This is a genomic window from Agromyces humi (assembly GCF_009720255.1).
Lineage (GTDB): Bacteria > Actinomycetota > Actinomycetes > Actinomycetales > Microbacteriaceae > Agromyces > Agromyces humi.
Genome location: NZ_WJSP02000034.1, coordinates 1 through 18508 on the forward strand (window position 1 = coordinate 1; position 18508 = coordinate 18508).

Annotated in this window: 3 protein-coding genes; 1 reads left to right on the top strand and 2 read right to left on the bottom strand. The window is 70.1% G+C overall.

Annotated elements, in window-relative coordinates:
- The coding region (locus GH736_RS24450; RefSeq protein ID WP_203230654.1) for a hypothetical protein at positions 1 to 227 on the top strand (227 nt) is incomplete at its 5' end.
- Positions 228 to 266: 39 nt separating this feature from the next.
- Here GH736_RS24450 and GH736_RS05540 read toward each other — a convergent pair.
- Both GH736_RS05540 and GH736_RS05545 read right to left on the bottom strand, forming a co-directional pair.
- Positions 267 to 536: a GlsB/YeaQ/YmgE family stress response membrane protein gene (locus GH736_RS05540; RefSeq protein WP_159601013.1), complete on the bottom strand. Its 270-nt coding sequence runs from the start codon at positions 534 to 536 to the stop codon at positions 267 to 269.
- A 154-nt stretch (positions 537 to 690) separates the two neighbouring features.
- Entirely contained in the window at positions 691 to 18483 is a 17793-nt protein-coding gene (locus GH736_RS05545) for a calcium-binding protein (protein ID WP_203230655.1), read from the bottom strand.
- Between the last annotated feature and the right edge of the window lie 25 nt (positions 18484 to 18508).

The window sequence follows — 18508 nt, forward strand, 5'->3', positions numbered from 1 at the left end:
AGCAGGGCGCCCACGTGCGCGTCGGAGGCGACGGCCAGCTCGAACGCGGCCTGCAGCATGCGGAGCGCGGCGACGAACGGTTCGAGCACGTCGTCTCCTCTCGCTCCACGGGCGTCGCCGCCGATGCTAGCACCGCAGGTCGGATGCGGGGCGAGCGGCGCGGCGCCGTGGATCCGGCTGCTGCTCGGTGGTCACGCGTCGCGCCGGACACGCAAGCGGGCGGATGACGCGACTGCGCGTCATCCGCCCGTTGCTGTGCTGGTGGTTCAGGTGGTGCGGCTGCGGTTCCTCGTGATGAGGCCCCAGATGAGCAGCACGATGATCGAGCCGCCGATCGCGAGCAGCCAGGTGCCCAGGTCCCAGAACTCGGTCAGGGGCCGGTTCAGGATCAGGCTTCCCAACCATCCGCCGAGCAGGGCGCCGACGACGCCCAGCAGGAGGGTGATGAACCATCCGCCGCCCTGCTTGCCTGGCAGGATCAGCTTCGCGATCGCGCCGGCGATGAGGCCGAGGATGAGGAATGCAAAGAAACTCATACGTGCTCCTTCGTTTCGGGGGTGCCCAACGAAATCACGGTACGCCGATCCGTCGCAACCCCTTGAACGCCACTCTGGCGTGCCCTATGCGGACATCTCAGTCCGTTTCGGGTCGGCGGGTCGAGGCGGCGATGCCGGACCCGCGCCGCGGCGGTCAGACGGCGACGAAGCCGAGGGTCTCCAGCACCCGCACCTTGCCCCCGCCCTTCGGGATCTCGAGCGTGGCGACGCAGTCGCCGGCGGGCGGATGGACGACCTGCGTGGTGCCCACGCCATCGGCGCCGACCTGCAGCACGAGGGTCGTCGAGTAGGTGACGGTGCCAGCCACCGAGCACACCAGCCGCACCTGGAAGAAGTCGCGGTTGTTCGCGCCCGTCGCGGTGAAGCTCACGCCACCGTCGGATGCGATCGCGAGCGAGAACGGGCTGGTCGCGTTCGGGGCGACCGGCTGCGGAGCTGCGGTCGCGGTGCCGGTCGTGGTGGCGGTCGTGGTGGTCGCCGCTGTGGTCGTCGCCATGGTGGTCGTCGTCGTGTCGGTCGCCGTGGTGGTCGCACCCGTCGCCATGATCGTCGTTCCCCCGGCGACGCGGGCGCCGCTCGACGCCGTGCCCTGGGCCGGCGCACCCGTGAAGGCCGCGTCGTCCGTGCGGAACCGGAAGGCGTCGAACGACTGGCCGACTCCCCGCCCGAACACGCCCGTCTGCCCGTCGGCCAGCGGCGAGTTGTAGGCGTAGGAGGTGATGACCTGGCCGTCGAGCGTGATCGTCACGACGGTGCGCTTCAGCACCAGGTTGAGACGGTAGTCCCGCCCGGCGACGAACACCTTGGCGACCGAGGCGTCGACGACCCAGCCGCCGCGCGGCGACACGTGCCCGACGACGATGCGCTTGCCCGCGACATCCAGCGCCACGAACTTGAAGTCGTCGTTCGCGTACCAGTCGAAGACGATGCCGCTGTAGCCGTTGGCGGCCAGCACGGCCTCGACCTCGAGGTAGCTCATCGGGTCGAGTCGCACGCCGGTTCCTCCTGGGGCGGGCGCGCCGCCCGAGGTGTAGCCGACCAGTGCTGCAGCGAGGCCGTCGACGCCGGGCATCCCCGTAATCCTGCCCGGCGTCGACGACCACGTTCCTGCGACGGGGGTGAAGGCAGCGGATGCCCCGTCGAATGCCTCGGTGCGGTCGACCGTGATCGCGGGCGAGATCACCGTGAGCGCGATGTTGTCGAACCAGCCGCGGGCCTGCTGCGACCCGAATCCGACGAGGCCCTTGTTGAGCGCGACCGAGTCGCCGTCGACCACGCGCGGCGCGAACGTGTGGCTGAAGGCATTCCCGCCATCGATCGTGACGGTGACGATGAGGCCGTTGACCACGACGTTGAGGACGTAGTACTTGCCTGAGCGCACGCCGCCCGGCACCACGCCCTGCGCGTCGACCCACCAGCCGCTCGCGTTCCGGTGCCCGATGACCATCTTGTTGATCGACTCGTCGATGCCCGCGAACTTGAAGTCGAACGGGCCGAAGTAGTCGAAGACGATGTAGGCGTTGGCCTTCCAGCCGCCGGTCGCCTTGTCCATCGAGATCTTCGCCGACAGCTCGTAGTACACGCTCTTGTAGGCGTCCGAGTACCAGACGGCGACGGCGTCGTTGGTGGCGCCCGCCGCGGTCACCTTGAGCACGCCGCCCTGCACCGAGAAGGTGCCCGAGTCGGTGGCGAAGCCCTGGGTCGTGCCGTCGTTGAAGTCGGCACCGCGCAGGGTGTCACGGCGCCCGCCCGGGATGTTGCCGGCCTGCGGGTCGGTGGGCCCGCCGGTCTGGGTCTGCCACTGGCCGTGGTCGTGCTGGGTGATGAGGCCGAGCTCGCCGTAGGGCTCGCCGTTGCGGGCCGGGTCCTCGCCGGTGTCGGTCGCGCGCGTCGGATCGGCGCCCTGGCTGCGCGAGAGGGCGTAGAGGAAGAGGGGCAGCTGCGGCTCGACCTGACGGCTCACGGTGGCGATGCCGAACGGTGCGAACGGCACGAGGTAGGTGTTGAACTCGCCGACCCAGTCGATGAGGCGGTCACCGCCGGTGTTGCCGATGAGGATGTCGAGTCCGGCGCCGCCGTACACGCGGTCCTGGTAGCTGGAGTTCACGCCGTCGGGCGCGTCGTTCAGCCCGCCGTTCGTGGTGAGGTCGTCGTCGGCGTTCGAGAGGTCGTTCCCCCAACCCGGCCACAGCGTGTCCTGCCCGGTGCCGCCGACGGACCAGTCGTTGCCGAGGTCGCCGAAGAGCACGTCGTCGCCGTCGGAGGGCTGGTTGGTCTTCGTGCCCGTGCAGTTGCCCTGGTTGTCGACGGCGATGCACGCCGTGACCCAGTTGCCCGAGAGGACCTCGTTGTTGAGGAAGAACGGCCGGCTCCACGGGGCCGTTCCGCCCTTCCACACGGTGCCGTCCCCGTTGAAGAGGATGACGCGGCGCGGGTCGTACTCGTCGTAGAGGAGGAACTCCCCGAGGCGGATCTCGTTGTGGTTGTTGGAGTGCCACGCGTTCGTGTCGGCACCGAAGTGCAGCACGTCGCCGGGGTTCCACGGGTGGGCGAAGTCGATCAGCTCGAGGCCGATCGGGTCGCCGTCGCCGTCGAAGTGCTGCGCGTAGCCCGAGGTGCCGCCGACGCCGATCGCCTCGGCGCCCGAGATCGCGTCGTCGCCGGCCCCGCCGTGGATCCAGTCGCCGCCCCAGCCGCCGAAGATGATGTCGTCGGAGTTGTTCGCGTCGAACGTGGGCTGGTTCGCGACCTGGTGCTGGCTCATGTTCTCGTTCGGGCCGAGGTTGTAGACGGTGAGGTCGGCCGCCTTCACGAGCTGGCCGGCCACATTGATCGTCGCGGTCTGCACCTGTCCGGGGGTGGAGATGAACTCACCCAGCACGTCGCCCTGGCTCGTCTTCGTGTCGGGGTCGACCGTGCGGAACTTCAGGATCCCGTAGAGCGGCTCGGCGACCTCGTTGCAGACGGACGAGGAGGCGACGGAGCATCCGGTGTTGCGGCTCGTGAAGATGCGGCCGTCGTCGCCGAGGACGCCGTCGGATCCCGTGCCGCCCGAGATCCAGTCGTTGCCCCAGCCGCCGATGAGGTCGTCGTTCTGGGCGTCGCCGTAGATGACGTCGTGGTCGGCGCCGGTGTAGACCGTGTCGTCGCCGGTCTCGCCGTGCACCTCGTCGCGGCCGCCGATCTGCGTGAGCTTCCACGAGCCGGTCGTCGTGTCGAGGATGGTCGAGCACGTCGGCTGGGTGGGCGAGCCGTTGCAGTCGGCGCCGATGGGGAGTCCGAAGTTCTGCGGCACGAAGTCGGGGCCGCCGACGGTGTAGTCGAGCAGGTGCACACCCCGCACGACGAGCCGCTGTGTGCCGCCGATGTCGTAGTTGAAGGTGACGTGGTTCGGCTGGCCGGCTTGCGTCTGGCCGGTGCCCGACGGGTTCACGTCGAGGTGGTTGGTGCCGACGATGCGGATGATTCGGCCGTTGTCGGCGACGATCGTGTCGGCGTCGCGGGCGTCCATGTCGGCCGGCAGGGTGTTGTCGGCGAGGACACCGCCGTCGAGGCCCGGCACGCTCGGCGTGCCCGAGACCTGGTTGTCGATGCCGATCCGGGTGCCCGCGCCGCCGAAGAGGAGGTCGGCCCCACGGTCGTCCTTCGGCCCGTACCAGGCACCGGGGGTCGGCAGTCCGTCGGGGCGGAGGTCGGGCGTGACGAGGCTGAAGAAGTCGCTCGAGCCGCCGACGATGTCGTCCTGCCCGAGGTTGCCGAAGATCCGGTCGTTGCCGGCGTTGCCCTCGAGGTAGTCCTCGCCGTCGGTGGCCGCCTCGAACGAGGGCACGACCACGAGCACGCCGGTGTAATCGCAGACCATCGCACCGACGGCGCCGACGCAGCCGAGCGGCGTGCGGCTCGCACCGACGTGCCACGTCACGGTCGGGTCATCCGTCATCCTGGCGAAGGCGCCGTCGATGCCGCCGTCGCCCTGGATCGTGTCGTTGCCGAGCTGGCCGAAGACCACATCGTGCGCCTGCCCGCCTGCCAGGTCGTCGTTGCCGAAGCTGCCCGCGCCCGAGGTGCCCTCATCGAACGCGAACGTGTGGAAGAGGTTCGCGACGTCGTACTCGGCCCACCACGGCGCGCCGTCGGGGTCGCGGTAGGCACGCGGCGTGCCGTCGACGAGCAGGAGCCCCGAGTTGTCCTCGCCCACCACGCCGCCGCAGGCGTTCACGCGGTCGGTGCGGCTGTACAGGAGCGTGCCGCACAGGGTCTGGAAGCGCGGGCTCGTCCAGTCGCCGGGGGTGCGGACGAAGACGACGTTGTCGCCGAAGACGAGGTCGTCGGCCTCGTCGCCGTCGACCGAGTCGTGTCCGGCACCGCCGATGAGCACGTCGCGACCGAGGCCGCCGAAGACGGCGTCGTCGGAGCCGCGCTGCAGGTTGCGGCTCTCGATCGAGCTGATCGTCGAGACTGCTGTGGTCTGGATGCGCTGGAGCCGCGGGTCGGGGAGGTTCGGGTCGGCCGTGTTGAAGGCGGCAGGACCGTTCTGCACGATGGCGCCGTGGTCGCCGAAGACGATGTCGTCGTAGGCCGACTCGGGGCCACCGACCACCGTGCCGACGCCGTCGCCGAAGAGCAGGTCGCGACCGGCGACGAGGAGGTCGTCGCGCACCGGCGACGGGTACGGCTGGATGGTGGTGCCGTTGTTCAGGAATCCGGCGCCAGTGACGGACGGCTTGGGCGAGCGGTCGGTGACCGCGATGTCGAGGGCCCGGGTGAAGAGGTTCACGTTCATGCCCGAGTCGCCGTAGATGTGGTCGACGCCGCGGAGGCCGCGGATCTCGTCGTCGCCCGACCCGCCGGCGAGGTGGTCGCCCGCCTGGCTGCCGATGATGAGGTCGTCGCCGAGTCCGCCGTAGGCCGAGAAGCCGACGGTCGGCAGGTTGTTCGCGGCGCGGTGGGCGAAGAGTCCGGATGCGTCGATGATGTCGTTGCCCGCGTTGTCGTGGGGGTGCGCGAGTCCGAGCATCCACTCGTCGTCCTCGTTCTCGGCGTCGGGGATGTGCGTGAACGGGTCGAACGGCTTCGGGCCGAACTCCATGCCGAGCACGTCGGAGGGGTGGCCCGAGTACCAGACACCGTCCTGCGAGGTGTCGCCGTACACGACGAGCGGCGAGTTCGGGCCGGCCGTCTGCTCGAGGTCGCACGCGACGCCGTCGATCGGGTTCACCAGGTTGCAGACGGTGATGAGGTCGCCGCCGATGCGGAGTCCTCCGTCGCGCAGCGGGTCGTAGCCGGTGACGGTGAACAGGGGTGCGCTCCAGACCGCGACCCCTGCGGCGTTGAGAGCCACGGTGGGCTGGAACGCGACGTTCCAGAAGGTCATCGTCTTGCCGTCGGCCGAGATCGACTTGATCGTGTACGCGCCTGGCATGCCGGAGATGCGCACCTGCATGCCGACCTTGAAGCCGTCGGCGGCGAACGATCCCGCGTCGGTGCGCACGAGGAAGTCGGTGTGCACTTGGATCGGGGCGGTCACCGTGACCTCGGCGGGCTTCGCCACGTGCACCGTCGTCGCGACCGCGCCGAGCGGTCCGCCGTAGACGGGGCCGGAGAGGTACATGACCGTGCCCTCGCCGCAGTGCGGGAACGGGTCGGCGTAGGGGCACGGCGCGTTGCCGAAGCCGAGGATCATGCGAGTGAAGCTCTCGCCGGCGAGCTGGATGTGCTGCGGGCCGATGCCGTAGGGGTTGCCGACGACGTAGCCGCTGCCCGCGAGGAACGGCGTGAGTCCCCACGGCAACCCGTCGAGGCGGGTCAGCACGAGCGCCGTGCCGGCCGGGGCGCCGGCGCCCGGGAGCGACCGCACCATGTCGAACGAGTTCCGCATCGGCGAGTTGCCGCCGCCGTGCACGGCCGTGATGCCGCCGTGCGGGCCGGGCACGAACACCGTCGTCGGGCCGGCCACCGGTGCCGCGATGACATCGCCGCGCTGGAGGGTGAGGGTCTTGCCGTCGGCGGAGATCGCCATCAGGCGCCACTGTCCGGTGAGGCCCTGGATCATCACGAGCTGGCCCACGACGAACCCGTCGGCGGCCCAGCTGCCGGTCGAGCGGGTGACGGTGCCGCCGTCGCCCTGGATGTTCGGCGTGATGACGACCGGGGTGGTCGTCGTGACCGGGACATCCGAGCCGATGATGGTGCGGAGGACCGTGCCGGTCGCCGCCGACCCACTGAGCAGCTGCAGGTACATGACGGTGTTCGCGGTCGTGTCGCCCGGGTCGTCGTCGCCGAAGCCGACGACCTTCCAGAGGCCCGTCATGCCGCTGATCGTCACCGGCATGCCGACGAGGAAGCCCTGCGCCTTCCAGTCGAACGGCGTCTGCCGGCTGAGACGGTGCGTCGAGCCGAATTGACCCGCGGATGCCGCGAGCACGACGGTGCCCGTGAGCTTGACGGCGTCGTCGGGCTGCAGCGTGCCCTGGATGTCGAACCGGTCGTTGCCGACGCCGAGCATCAGGTTGAAGATCTCGATCGAGCTCTTCGCGCCGTTCGTCACGAACTTCCCGTCGACGAACTGCACGGTGCCGTAGCTGATGCCGCCGGGGAAGACCTGCGGTTCACCGAACGTCTGGCCCTCGGCGCCGCCGTAGGACGCTCCGAAGTCGAGGGCCTTCGCCATGCCGAAGCCCGTCAGCGAGGTGCTGTTCATGGCCCCGCGGCCGTGCGCCTGGCTCGAGTCGTTGTAGATGTTCAGCATGTCGATCTGCTTGGTCTCGGGCGCCTGCGTCGCGATCGCGAACAGCGGGCCGTCCTGCTCGCCGGGCAGCTTCAGCCCGAGCTCGAGCGAACGGTCGGCGCCTGTGACGCCGCCCTCGACGGCGAGCGGGCCGCGCAGCTTCGAGACGAGGTGCGTCGACGACGGGAAGATCTTCACGCCCTGGCGCTGCAGCGGCTGGTGGTACGCGACATCCGCTGCGAGCTCGATGGTCTTCTCGGCGGCGAAGTCGTTGCCGGCGGCGACGAAGGTGACGACCGCCGCGATGCGCACGACGCTGAACTGGCCGCCCGAGAGGAATGCCGCGAGGGAGTCGCCCGAGAGGCCGAAGGCCCGCAGCTCGAGCTTCTCGTCGTGGCCGGCGTTGTCACCGCGGATGACCGCGATCTTCGCGCGGATGCACGTGGCGCCCTGGCAGATCTGCACCCACTGGCCCTCGAGGAAGCCGTCGGCGAGCCAGCTGCCCGAGAGCGGCCGCACGAGGCGCCAGGAGCCCCCGACGAACTCGGTCGTCGCGGTGCCGTCCCAGATGCCCGAGCGGGTGAGGAGGTTGATGCTCGCACCCGTGCCCGAGCCGCAGCCCGCGACCGACGCGTTCAGCACGAGGCTCTTGCCGTCGGCCGGCACACCCACGATCGTGTAGACGGTGACGCCGCAGGAGGAGATGCGGATGCGCTGGCCCGCGACGAAGCCCTCGTCGACGAAGCTGCCGAGGTCGCTGCCGTTCGCCCGGGTGACGGTGCTGCCGGCGAAGCTCAGGTTGCCGAGGAAGCGACGGCTCGGGATGTCTCCGCCCACGACCTGGTAGCCGGCCGGGGTGACCGCGACGCCGCCGACCGAGACCACGTCGACGAGGCCGTCGGTGATGAGGGCGATCGTCACGGTGCCGTTCGGCGCCTTGGTGAGCCGGATCGTGTAGCCGTCGGTTCCGCCCGGGATCGTGCAGGCCTCGTTGCCGCACTTCACTATGACCGTGTCGGTGCCCGTCGGGATCGAGACCACGTTCGGCGTCTCGTCGTCGTACACGAGCACGTCGGTGCGCTGCGGCCCGCTGCGAAGGTTCGGGAACGGGTACGCGGCGGCTGCGGCCGGCGTCGTGAGCAGGGTGTCGAGCTGGTAGTTGATGACGGCGGTCAGCGGGTCGCCCGGGTCGGAGTTGTTGCGGGCGTGGACCTTGATGCGGACCGGCACGTTCCAGTTGGTCGAGTCGAAGCTCACGGCGTAGTACGTGCCGCCATTGCCGTCGGAGAACTGCTGCCAGCGAGCTGCCGGCACCGCAGAGAAGTCGAGCGTGATGAGGCGCTGGCTGTCGGCGTCCATCCAGATGCGCACCCAGATCGTGTCGCCGACGGCGGGCTTCTTCGCGAGCGAGAGCAGGATGTCGTCGGTGCGCTCGGTCGCGGCGCTGCCCTCGATGACGATCGTGCGTCCGTCGACCGTGCTGCCGCCCGGGGTCACCGGCACGGCGTAGACGCCGGGGGTGTCGTTGTCGTAGACGAGCGCGTTCACCTGGCGCACGGCCGCCCCGTTGAAGCGGAGGTCGTCGCTGATGACCGAGTGCTGGATGACGACGATGCGGTCGCCCTCGGCGCGCGGGTCGTCGACCGCCCACAGGTAGACCCGCTGCGGGGTCTTCCAGTTGTCGCCGACGGTGGTGAAGGTGAGCACGACTGCCCGGCCGTTCTCGTCGACGACGACGCCGTTCACGATCTTGTGACGCTGGAACTCGCTGAACTCGTCGCACTGGCTGTCGGCGGTGCCGATGCAGAGCCAGACCGTGTCGCCGATGCCGTCGGCGAGCGGGGCGGGGTTGAGGTCGGCGCCGTTCGCCTCCTGCGACGGCGACCAGGCCGCCGAGACGGTGACGTAGACGTTCGCGGTGGGCTTCACGGCGAGCTCGACGGTGTAGGAGGCGTAGCTCTTGATGACCTCGGTGCCCAGCGCACCCTCGCGCACCGCGGTGCCGCCGGTGTGCTCGCGGATGACGACGATGCCGCCTTCGCCCGTGGCCACGTTGTAGGGCACGCCGTCGGTCGGCAGGCCGTCGTACCCGGGGTCGTTCGGCGCCGTGACGATGTGGTCGACCGCGCCCGAGAGCCCTTCGAGCTCGCGCGTCACGATGTCGGCGGTGACGTCGCCCGTGACGCTGATGAGGTCGGAGCCGAGCCCACCGATGACGCGGTACGCCACTCCGTAGGCGGTGGACTGCACGAAGAACTGGTCGTCGCCCTCGAGCCCGTCGATCTCGACGATCTCGACGGTGGTGTACTTCACGTTCAGGCCGCCGCCGTAGATGGCCGTGTCGGTGATGGCGAAGTCGTCGGCGAACTCGGTGCCGAGGATGACGAGCTTGTCGAAGCCGGTGCCGCCGTCGACGTTGACCGGGGCGTTGACGTTGTACTGCACCTCGTCTTCGCCGCCGCCGGCGCGGATGTCGAGGGGGCGCGAGGTCGAGAAGCCGAGGCCGATCACGGGCACCGCGACGCCGTTCGCATCGAGCGGGATGACGTCGTCCTCCCACATCGTGTGGTCGAGATCGATGTTCGAGCCCACGAGGTGGGTGAAGGTGAGGTGCGCGTCGGCGTTGTTGCAGACGTTGTCGTTGTTGTTGTCGAAGCGGATGTAGCCACCCGCGAGCACGCACTTGCCGTCGTCGGCTCCGTCGGCGGCATCCATCGGGAAGACGCCGTTCGCCGGACGGTAGTCGACGTCGCTGAGCCCGCAGCCGGCGATGTTGTCGGCGTTCGTGTCGCAGACCGCGGCGATCGCGAACGCACGCACGACGAAGAGGTCGTTGTGGTCGTCGCCGTTGAGCTGGATCTCCGCCTGGTTCGAGTAGACCGTGAACCGGTCGTTGCCGGTGCCGCCCGTGGCGAGCAGCGGCGCGTGGGTGCCCGGGCTCAGCCAGCCGCGCGTCGTGGGCACGAGCGAGGGGAAGGTGTCGCCCGGCAGGAGCGCACCGCCATCCGGAGCCGACTGCCCGTCGCGCTGGGTGCCGAAGATCTGCCCGATCTGGAAGGTGTCGTTGCCCGCACCGCCGTCGAGGGTGATCGTCGCCGTCGTGTCGTCGACGTAGAACGCGTCGTTGCCGCCCTGCCCGAAGACCGAGATGCGGCCGTTGATCGCGGTGTCGTAGTTGATGCGCTGCACGAGCGAGCTCGGCTCGTTGCCGGCGATGCGGTCGCGGTAGCTGCCGATGCCGCCGTCGGCCGCCCCGCTGCCTGCCAGGAGGGCGATGAACGCCGGGTGGTTCGCGATCTCGGTGGGAGTGAGGCATCCGCTCGGCACGCCCGCGCTCAGCGCGAACGGGCTCTCGTTGTCGATGCACTTCAGCGCCCGCAGCAGGAAGATGTCGTCGGCGGCGGCGTTCGTCGTGGTGCCCGGCAGGTAGCCGTTGTAGGCGGCGGCGAGGTTGTCGTAGCCGTAGATGGCCAACTCGTCGACGCCCGCATCGGGTGCCCCGGTGTCGAGCACGTTGATGACGTAGTTGCGGATGTTGCCGTGGCTGCCGTTCGTGTAGACGGCGTAGAAGTCGCTCTCGCCCTGGCCGTCGAGGTTCAGGGTGTGGCCGGCGCCGGTGCCGGTCTGCAGGCCCGTCGGGCTCGTCACGACGTTCATCGACTGCAGGTACCAGACCGTGATGCGGTCTTCGCCGTCGGCGGTGCCCGAGGCGAGCGTCGCGTTGCCGTGGATCGTCGTCTTCGAGCCGAAGAAGATGTACCCCGGGTCGCCCAGTTGCTCCTTGTTGAGCGCCGGGTTCGTCGTCTGCGCGAGGTCGAGGCCGCTCGGGTCGCCGAGGTCGATGAGGTCGACGTCGCTGCCGCCCCAGACGTTCGTCTGGCGGCCGGCGACGGGGTTGGCGGTCGACGGCGCGCACGTGCCGACGGGGTAGCCGGAGGTGCCGCCGAGGGTGACCACGCAGTCGGCGATGATGCGACCACGGAGGATCATCGTGGTGCCGTGCTCGGGGTCGGGCACGGCGAGCGTGCCGTTCGTGTCGAGGTTGCCGAAGTCGCCGCGGATGTCGATCGACAGGTCTGCGAGGATCTGCGAGTTCTGGTGCAGGGTGACGTCGTCGCCGACGCGGAGTTCGACGCTCCCCTGCTCGGCGAACACCGTGCCGTTCGGGATGTCGCGCAGGTGGTCGGGGTTGTTGCCCGGCACCGTCGAGTTGTCTTCGGCGAAGTTCGCGCTGCCGTTGCGGATCAGGTAGAGGTCCTCGTCGAGCTCGGCCGACTCGCGCACCGTGATCCGGATGTTGCCGGCCGTCGCGTGGGCGAAGAGCAGGCGCAGGTAGCCGTCGGTCTCGGTGAGCCAGATGCCGGCGGATGCCTCGAGCGCGACGTCGTCGGCGATCGCCGCGAGACCCGCATCCGAGGTGCCGTTCGGGTTGTTCGCGCAGTTCGCGTTGGTGCATGCGAACGGGGAGTCGACGAGCGAGTCGATCTCGAGGTCGTTCGCCGCGGTGCCGATCGAGCCGCCGTGGGCGTCGATGTCGATCGTCTGGCCGATGACATCGGCGGCCGCGTCGTTCTGCGCGTCGAGGATCGAGCCGGCGCGGCTGCGGAGCGACACGTTGCCGGTCGAGAGCGGGTCGTCGCCCTCGGTGTGCACGATGCCGATCTGCAGGTCGCCGGCGACCTGGTCGATGTAGATGCCCGCGGTCTTGTCGTCGTCGGCGGCCGTGTCGTACGCGTCGAGGTCGCCGAGCGGCCCGCCGACGGCGTTGACCTGGATCTCGAGGAAGTTGCCGGGGAGGCCGATGCCGCCGGTGCCCGAAGCGCTGCCCGGCTCGCCGAGGAGGTTGTCGCCGGCGTACAGGGTGATGTTGCGGCCGGTGACGTCGACCCCGTTGGGTGTGCCTGCGGCGCAATCGAGGTCGTACGCGTCGACGCAGGTGCGGTCGTCGTCGGTGTCGATGACGCCGGCGTCGAGCTCGGCGTCGAGGATCATCCGCGGCGAGCGAAGGGTGACGTCGGCGTCGATGACGGCTTGGCCGCAGGCTGTGGGGACCGCGCCGGTGCAGAGGCCGGTCGCGTGGATGTGTCCGACCCGCAGGTCGCCCTTGCTGCTCTGCTCCACGACGACGATGGAGCCGTTCGTGAGCACGTCGATCTTGCCCGAGCCGTTCGTGAGGCCGTGCGTGGCGCCCGTCTCGTCATCGCTCCAGGTGGCGTCGACGTCGGTGTACGCGGTGACCGTCAGCTCGGTCGTGGACGACGGGTGGAAGATCGCGATGTTGTGCCCGGCGCGGATGTCGCTGAAGGTGTAGTTCGACTTCCGCGGGCTGAGGTCGGTGCCGAAGGCGACGAGCACGACCTGTCCGCCCACGATCACGGGGGCGTCGACACCGCCGGAGCATCCGGGGCCGTCGGGGCGGAAGTAGCAGGTGGTCGGCACGCTCTCGAGCACCGCGTCGCCGGGAAGGTTGTCGGGGGTGAAGATCTGCACGTTCACGTCGCCGACGACGGCCGGGGCGATGCCCTCGCCGCTGTCGCGGAGGATGACCACGGCGTCGTGTCCGGCCTTGATCGAGCTGATGACCGGGTTCAGCGGTGCGGTGTTCGCGGAGAGCGAGTCGCGGCGGACCGTGGTCACGTCGAGGAAGAGGTCGACGCCCGCCTCGGCGTCGAGGTGGATGAGCTTGAGCGTGGGGGCGATGCCGACCTCGCCCGTGTGGGTGATCTGGACGAGCACCAGGGTGATGGGCTGAGCCACCGTGCCGATGGAGCCGAGCTCCGAATCGAGGGTGACGCGGTTGGCGAAGAAGCTCTCGGATCCGGCATCCGCGCCGCGGAGGATGGAGCCGCGGTCGTTCGCGATGCGGAGCGAGCCGATGGTGTTGACGATGTCGCCGTCGATGGTGAGGTCGAAGCCCGTGGTGGCGGCGTCGCGGAGGCTCTCGATCACCACGTCGGTGGCGGGGAAGATGTGCTCGACCTTCCAGAACCAGAGCGTGGCCGGGGGTGCGTGCGGCCCGTTGTCGACCGACACGTTGATCGTCGCCTCGGGCGTCGTGGTCAGGTGCGAGTTCAGCGTGTTGATCGACTGGCTCGGCGTGCCGGCGGTGCCCTTGATGAAGATCGCCTTGTCGGAGGAGTTGCGGATGAGCAGCGTGTTCCACGTCTCCTGCATGAGGAACATGCCCTGGGTGCCATGGATGACCCCGTTGCACGAGCTCGTGCAGCCGGCCGGGTGGTTCGCCTCGAAGAGCGCCTCGGGCTGCTCGTCGTAGAGGATCGGGTCGATCCAGATGGTGCCGCCGCCGATGGTGTCGCCGATACCGAGGGCAGGCCCGAACTCGCTGGCCCGCACGGTGACGTTGTCGGTCTTGGCGATGATCGTGCCGCTGGCGTCGACGATGAGGATCGGGTTCGGCTCGCCGAGCAGGTAGACGGTGGACTCCCACAGGATGTCGCGTGCCGGAGCGTAGGAGAGCGTCGCGTCGGCGCTGCCGAAGTCGAACAGCCCGCCCGAGCGGTGCGCGTGAACGTACAGCTTCGAGAAGTACTGGTACGCGGCCACATGGAGGCCCGAGGTGCGCAGCACGGACTCGTCGGCGCCGACGACGGAAGAGGTCGTACTGACGCTCACGTCGGCGCGGGCGTCGGTGTCGCCGCCGCCGCAGCCGCAGTCGGCGTTGGCGTCGGCCTGCAGGTTCAGGTTCTCGTGCGCGGCGCGGATGAAGATGTCGGCGCCCTCGACCGAGGCGTTCGTCAGCAGGCTGACCGTCGCCGAGCTGTTGAGCTTCACGTACGCTCCGGCGTCGGAGTCGGCGCCGAGCGCGTACGCGTCGGCGGTCGACCGTGCGATGCCGCGGGCCTCGAGGAGCGAGCCCTGGATGTCGCCGTTCGTGCTGTTCACCGTGTACTGGCGACCGACGGCGGCCGAGAGCTGGATGTCGCCGCCGAGGATGCTGCCGGTGCCGGCCACGGTCGTCGAGACGGATGCCGCGTGGTCGTGGCCGATCTGCACGCCCTGGCCCGAGTCGTCGTTGGCGTCGGCGTTGGTCCCGAGGCCGCCCGAGCCCGAGGAGGCGCTCGCCGTGGCGTCGAAGCCGGCGGCGGCGTCGACGAGCACCGTGCGGTTCGCGAAGATGTCGCCGGCGACGAGCGTCGCGACGTTGAAGCCGAGCTCGAGGTCGATGTCGGTGTCGGCGCCCGAGATGAGCCCGCCGGTGCGGTTGACGCCTTCGCCGTTCGCGGTGATGAATCCGACGGCGGTGATCTCGACGTCGCTCGAGGAGAAGATCGAGGCGCCGTCGGCGAGGGTGACCGTCACGGTGTTCACGACGTCGGCGTTGGCGTTCGCGGCGCCGAACCCGACGAACCCGCCGCCCTTGGCCACCGAGCTCACCGCGGCGTTCGCGTACGAGGTGCCGTTGACCTTCACCGCGCCGCCGCGGAGCAGGCCGCCCTGGACGTCGACCGTGACGGTGGGCCGCACGTCGACCTCGGAGAAGACGTCCTTGAAGTCGAATCCACCGCCGCCGATGCCGGTCGAGGTGGCGCTCGGCACGCCGTTCACGGATCCGCTGAGGTCGGCGAGCAGGGCACCGGGGCCGCCGACGCCGATGAGCACGTGCGGCGTGCCGACGAGCGCGCTGGCCGGCAGGTCGAGGTACAGCTGCTGGGTCCCGGTGCCGCCCGAGACCGTCGCGATGCCCTCGTCGACCAGGCGGTGGGTGCCGAGCTTGTCGACCAGCCCGGTCTGCACGGTGCCTGCGGCGTCGAGGAGCTGGAACTGCGTCCCGTTCAGCACGTCGATGAAGTACATCCGGCCCTCGACGAGGCCGATCGACTCGTAGCCGACGCGGCGCAGCCGGTGGTCGGCCTTGAGCCCGGCGACCGAGGTGTCGGGCAGCAGGGCGATGATCTGGATGTTCGTGCTGCAGGGCGTGTTGTTGTCGGCGTTGTTCGGTCCGCCGGGAGTCGGGTCGTAGGTGCCGATGCCGGCGTGGCAGGCGGAGTCGGCGAGGCGGATCATGTGGTCGCCCGCCCCGAAGCCGCTGACGTTCTCGAGCACGATCCACACGTGCTGGCCGTTGAAGAGCCCGCCGATCGCCGGGCCGCCGGTGACGGTGTAGATCCACTCGGAGTCGTCGATGGCGCCGTGGCTCGGGGCGTAGATCGTGTTCCACGAGGCGGTGTGGCTGATCACGCCCGAGCTCTGGTCGAGCTTGCCGTCGCCGTCGGTGTGGATGTCCACGAGGCTCGACTTGAAGTCGATGGTCGCCGGTGCGTGGTAGACCACCGCCCGCCCGTCGAGGCCGGCGGTGCTGCCCACCGTGAAGATGCTGCCGGCCGTGACATCCGGGTTCACGAGCGACACGACGGTGCTGCCGGCCTGCGTGAGCGGCGTGGTCGAGAGGCGAAGGTCGAACTCGTCCACCGCGTAGACGTAGTACGAGTTGCCGCACGTGAGGCCGCTCACGGGCAGGGTGCCGAGGGCGCCGCCGCCGTTGCAGTTGTAGACGACCGTGTCACCCGTGCGGAGGTTGTGCCCACCGGGGAAGTGGAGGGTGGCGGTCGCGACCGAGACGACGCCCGCGGCGTTGAACTGCACGCCGAGGCGGAGCGTGGTGTCGTCGACCTTGATGACGCCGTAGGTGCGCCCGTCGCCGAGCCCCGCGATCGCGTTCGGGTTCGGGATGGTGCCGTCCTCGACGGCGGGATCGGTCGAGGCCGGAGCGCTGTAGGTCACCGTGCTGCCGGTGTCGATGCCGTGCGGGAGGGCGAAGCAGATGGTGTCGGCGCCGTTGCAGTTGATGGCGAGGATGGTGCCGTCGGAAAGGGTGGCGAGCGCGGCACCGTGACGCGCGGTGAGCGAGAGCAGTCCGCCGGCCTGCGCGAAGCCGCCGGTGACGGTGGCCGCGACGGTCGGCTTGTCGACCGACTTCGCGGTGAAGCCGGCCGTGATCGAGATGAGCCCGCCGGTGGTGGCGTTCGCGAAGGAGTCGGCGTCGGTCAGCGACTGCGCGAGCACCGTGAGCGTCTGCGTGGCGGTCACCTCGCCGCCGCCGAGCCTCGCCGAGACGGTCGGCGCGGTGTTCGCCTCGGCCGTCGAGGCGTTCACGGCGAGGATGCCGGCGGAGAAGCTGTCGACGCTCGCGTTGGTCGCGTCGTCGCCGATGGCCTTGACCTCGACGAGGAGGGCGCCGGCGTCGCCGACCTTGCCGACCGCCGGATCGATGTGCGTCGTGCCGACGTCGCCGTCGAGCTCGGCCTTCGTGACGGCCTGGTCGATGGCCGTGGGCGAGACGGTGCTGATGCTCACGCCGCCCGCCGCGATCCCGCCCGAGACGGCGGTCGCGCGGTTCACCGCGTGGGCGTAGAGCATGAGCTTCTGGGTCACGCCCGAGATCTCGGCCGGGTCGCCGACGATCGCCGAGGTGACCGTGGCGTTCGTGATCTTCGCGGTGGCCTCGCCGCCGTTCACGCCCGCGAGACCGGCCGCGACCGCGTTGAGTTTCGCGTACACGGTGTTCGCGGCGTCCGCCTCGATCGTCACGTTCCTGGCTGCCGTGATGGTGCCGTCCCAGCGGGCGGTGGTCGACGCGGCGATCGTGGCGATGGGCGCGCCGACCGCGATGCCCGCGAAGGCGCCGATCGTCATGACGTTCGACACCGCGGTCGCCGAGTTCACCGAGGTCGCGATGAACGAGACGTCGGCACCGGATGCCGCGATGGAGCCGGCTCCCGTCGACGAGACCGCCGAGGTGACCTCGGCGTGGGCGATGCCGACCGCAAGGCTCGCGAGAGCGACGGCTGCGGTGAGCACCCGCGCCTCTGCGGTGCCGTGTGCGTTCGCCGTCACCTGCACGAGGCCGGCACTCGTGATGGCGCCGTTCATGCTCGCGCGGACCTCGTTGTCGACGTCGGCGAGCGCGATCATGGCCTTCAGGTCGATGAGCCCACCCGACACGGCGTCGACGATGCTCTTGGCGAGGTTGCCGTCGCCGTGCGTCTTCGCGGTCACCCGGATGGTGCCGGTCGACGAGAGCGTGCCGCTCGAGACGAGGGCTCGGATCCACGCGTCGGTGGTGATCTCGGTGCTGGCCCAGGCGCCGCTGATGCCGATGAGGGCGATGGCGCCCATGAAGGTGTCGGCGGTCGCGCGGTTCTCGGCGTCGGCCTCGACGGTGATGCTCGAAGCGCCGAGCACGTTGCCCGCGATCTCGGCGAGCGTGTGGCCCGAGAGCACCGCGAACACGACCTGGATCTGCACGCTGACGCCGCCCCCGCCGCCGCCCGGAGCGACCACGGCCGCCTCGTTGTCGGCGGTGGCGCGCACGATGACCGGGCCGGCCGTGCTGGTTGCGCCGCGGAGCACCGCCTCGAGGTTGCGCGAGGAGTTCGACCGCGCGACGGTCACGCCGAGCGCGAAGGCCCCGATCGTGACGTTCAGGGTCTTGACCGTGACGTGCCGGTCGCCGTCGGCCGTGATCGAGACGCCGCCGGTGCCGATGGTGCCGACCGGGGCGGCCGAGGCGGCCGCCGTGCCTGAGAGGTCGACGAAGGTGATGACGCCGCCGATGCCGATCGCGCCGCCGGCGAGCGAGATCGCGAGGGCATCGATCGTGACGTGGTCGGTGACCTTCGCGACGTAGCGCCCGACGGTGCCGGCCGCGCCGACGGCGACGGTGCCCGTCGCGGTCTCGGCCCGGTTGTCGCCGGCCACGCTGACGGAGGCGATCGCGAAGCCGACCGCCCCGGCACCGACGGCCACGCCGATCGAGTAGACGTTGAGGGTGCGGTTCGCGCTCGACTCGACGAGGACGCCGAGTCCGGCCCGCCGCAGCTCCGCGCCGCCGTCGACGTGGGCGCGCTGGCTGCCCGTGTCCTTGATCACGGCCACCTGGCCGCCGATGCCGACGAACCCGCCGCCGGCCGCCAGTCCGAAGGCCAGCGAGTCCTCGACCATGATCGCGCGGACGCTGATCTCGTCGGATGCCCCGCCGCCGGCGGTGATGACGGCCGTCGACCCGATCGCGGCATCCGTGCGGCTGCGGATGTTGAGCACGAGCACCGAGCCGCCGCCGCCCACGAAGCCGCCGCCGATGGCGCCCGCGATGCCGAGCACCTGCAGGTCGTCGATCGCCCAGACCCGCACCGAGTGCCCGGCGGTCACGATCGACGCGTTGACGGATGCCGCGACCACCAGGTGCCGGAGCGTCGGCGGCCGG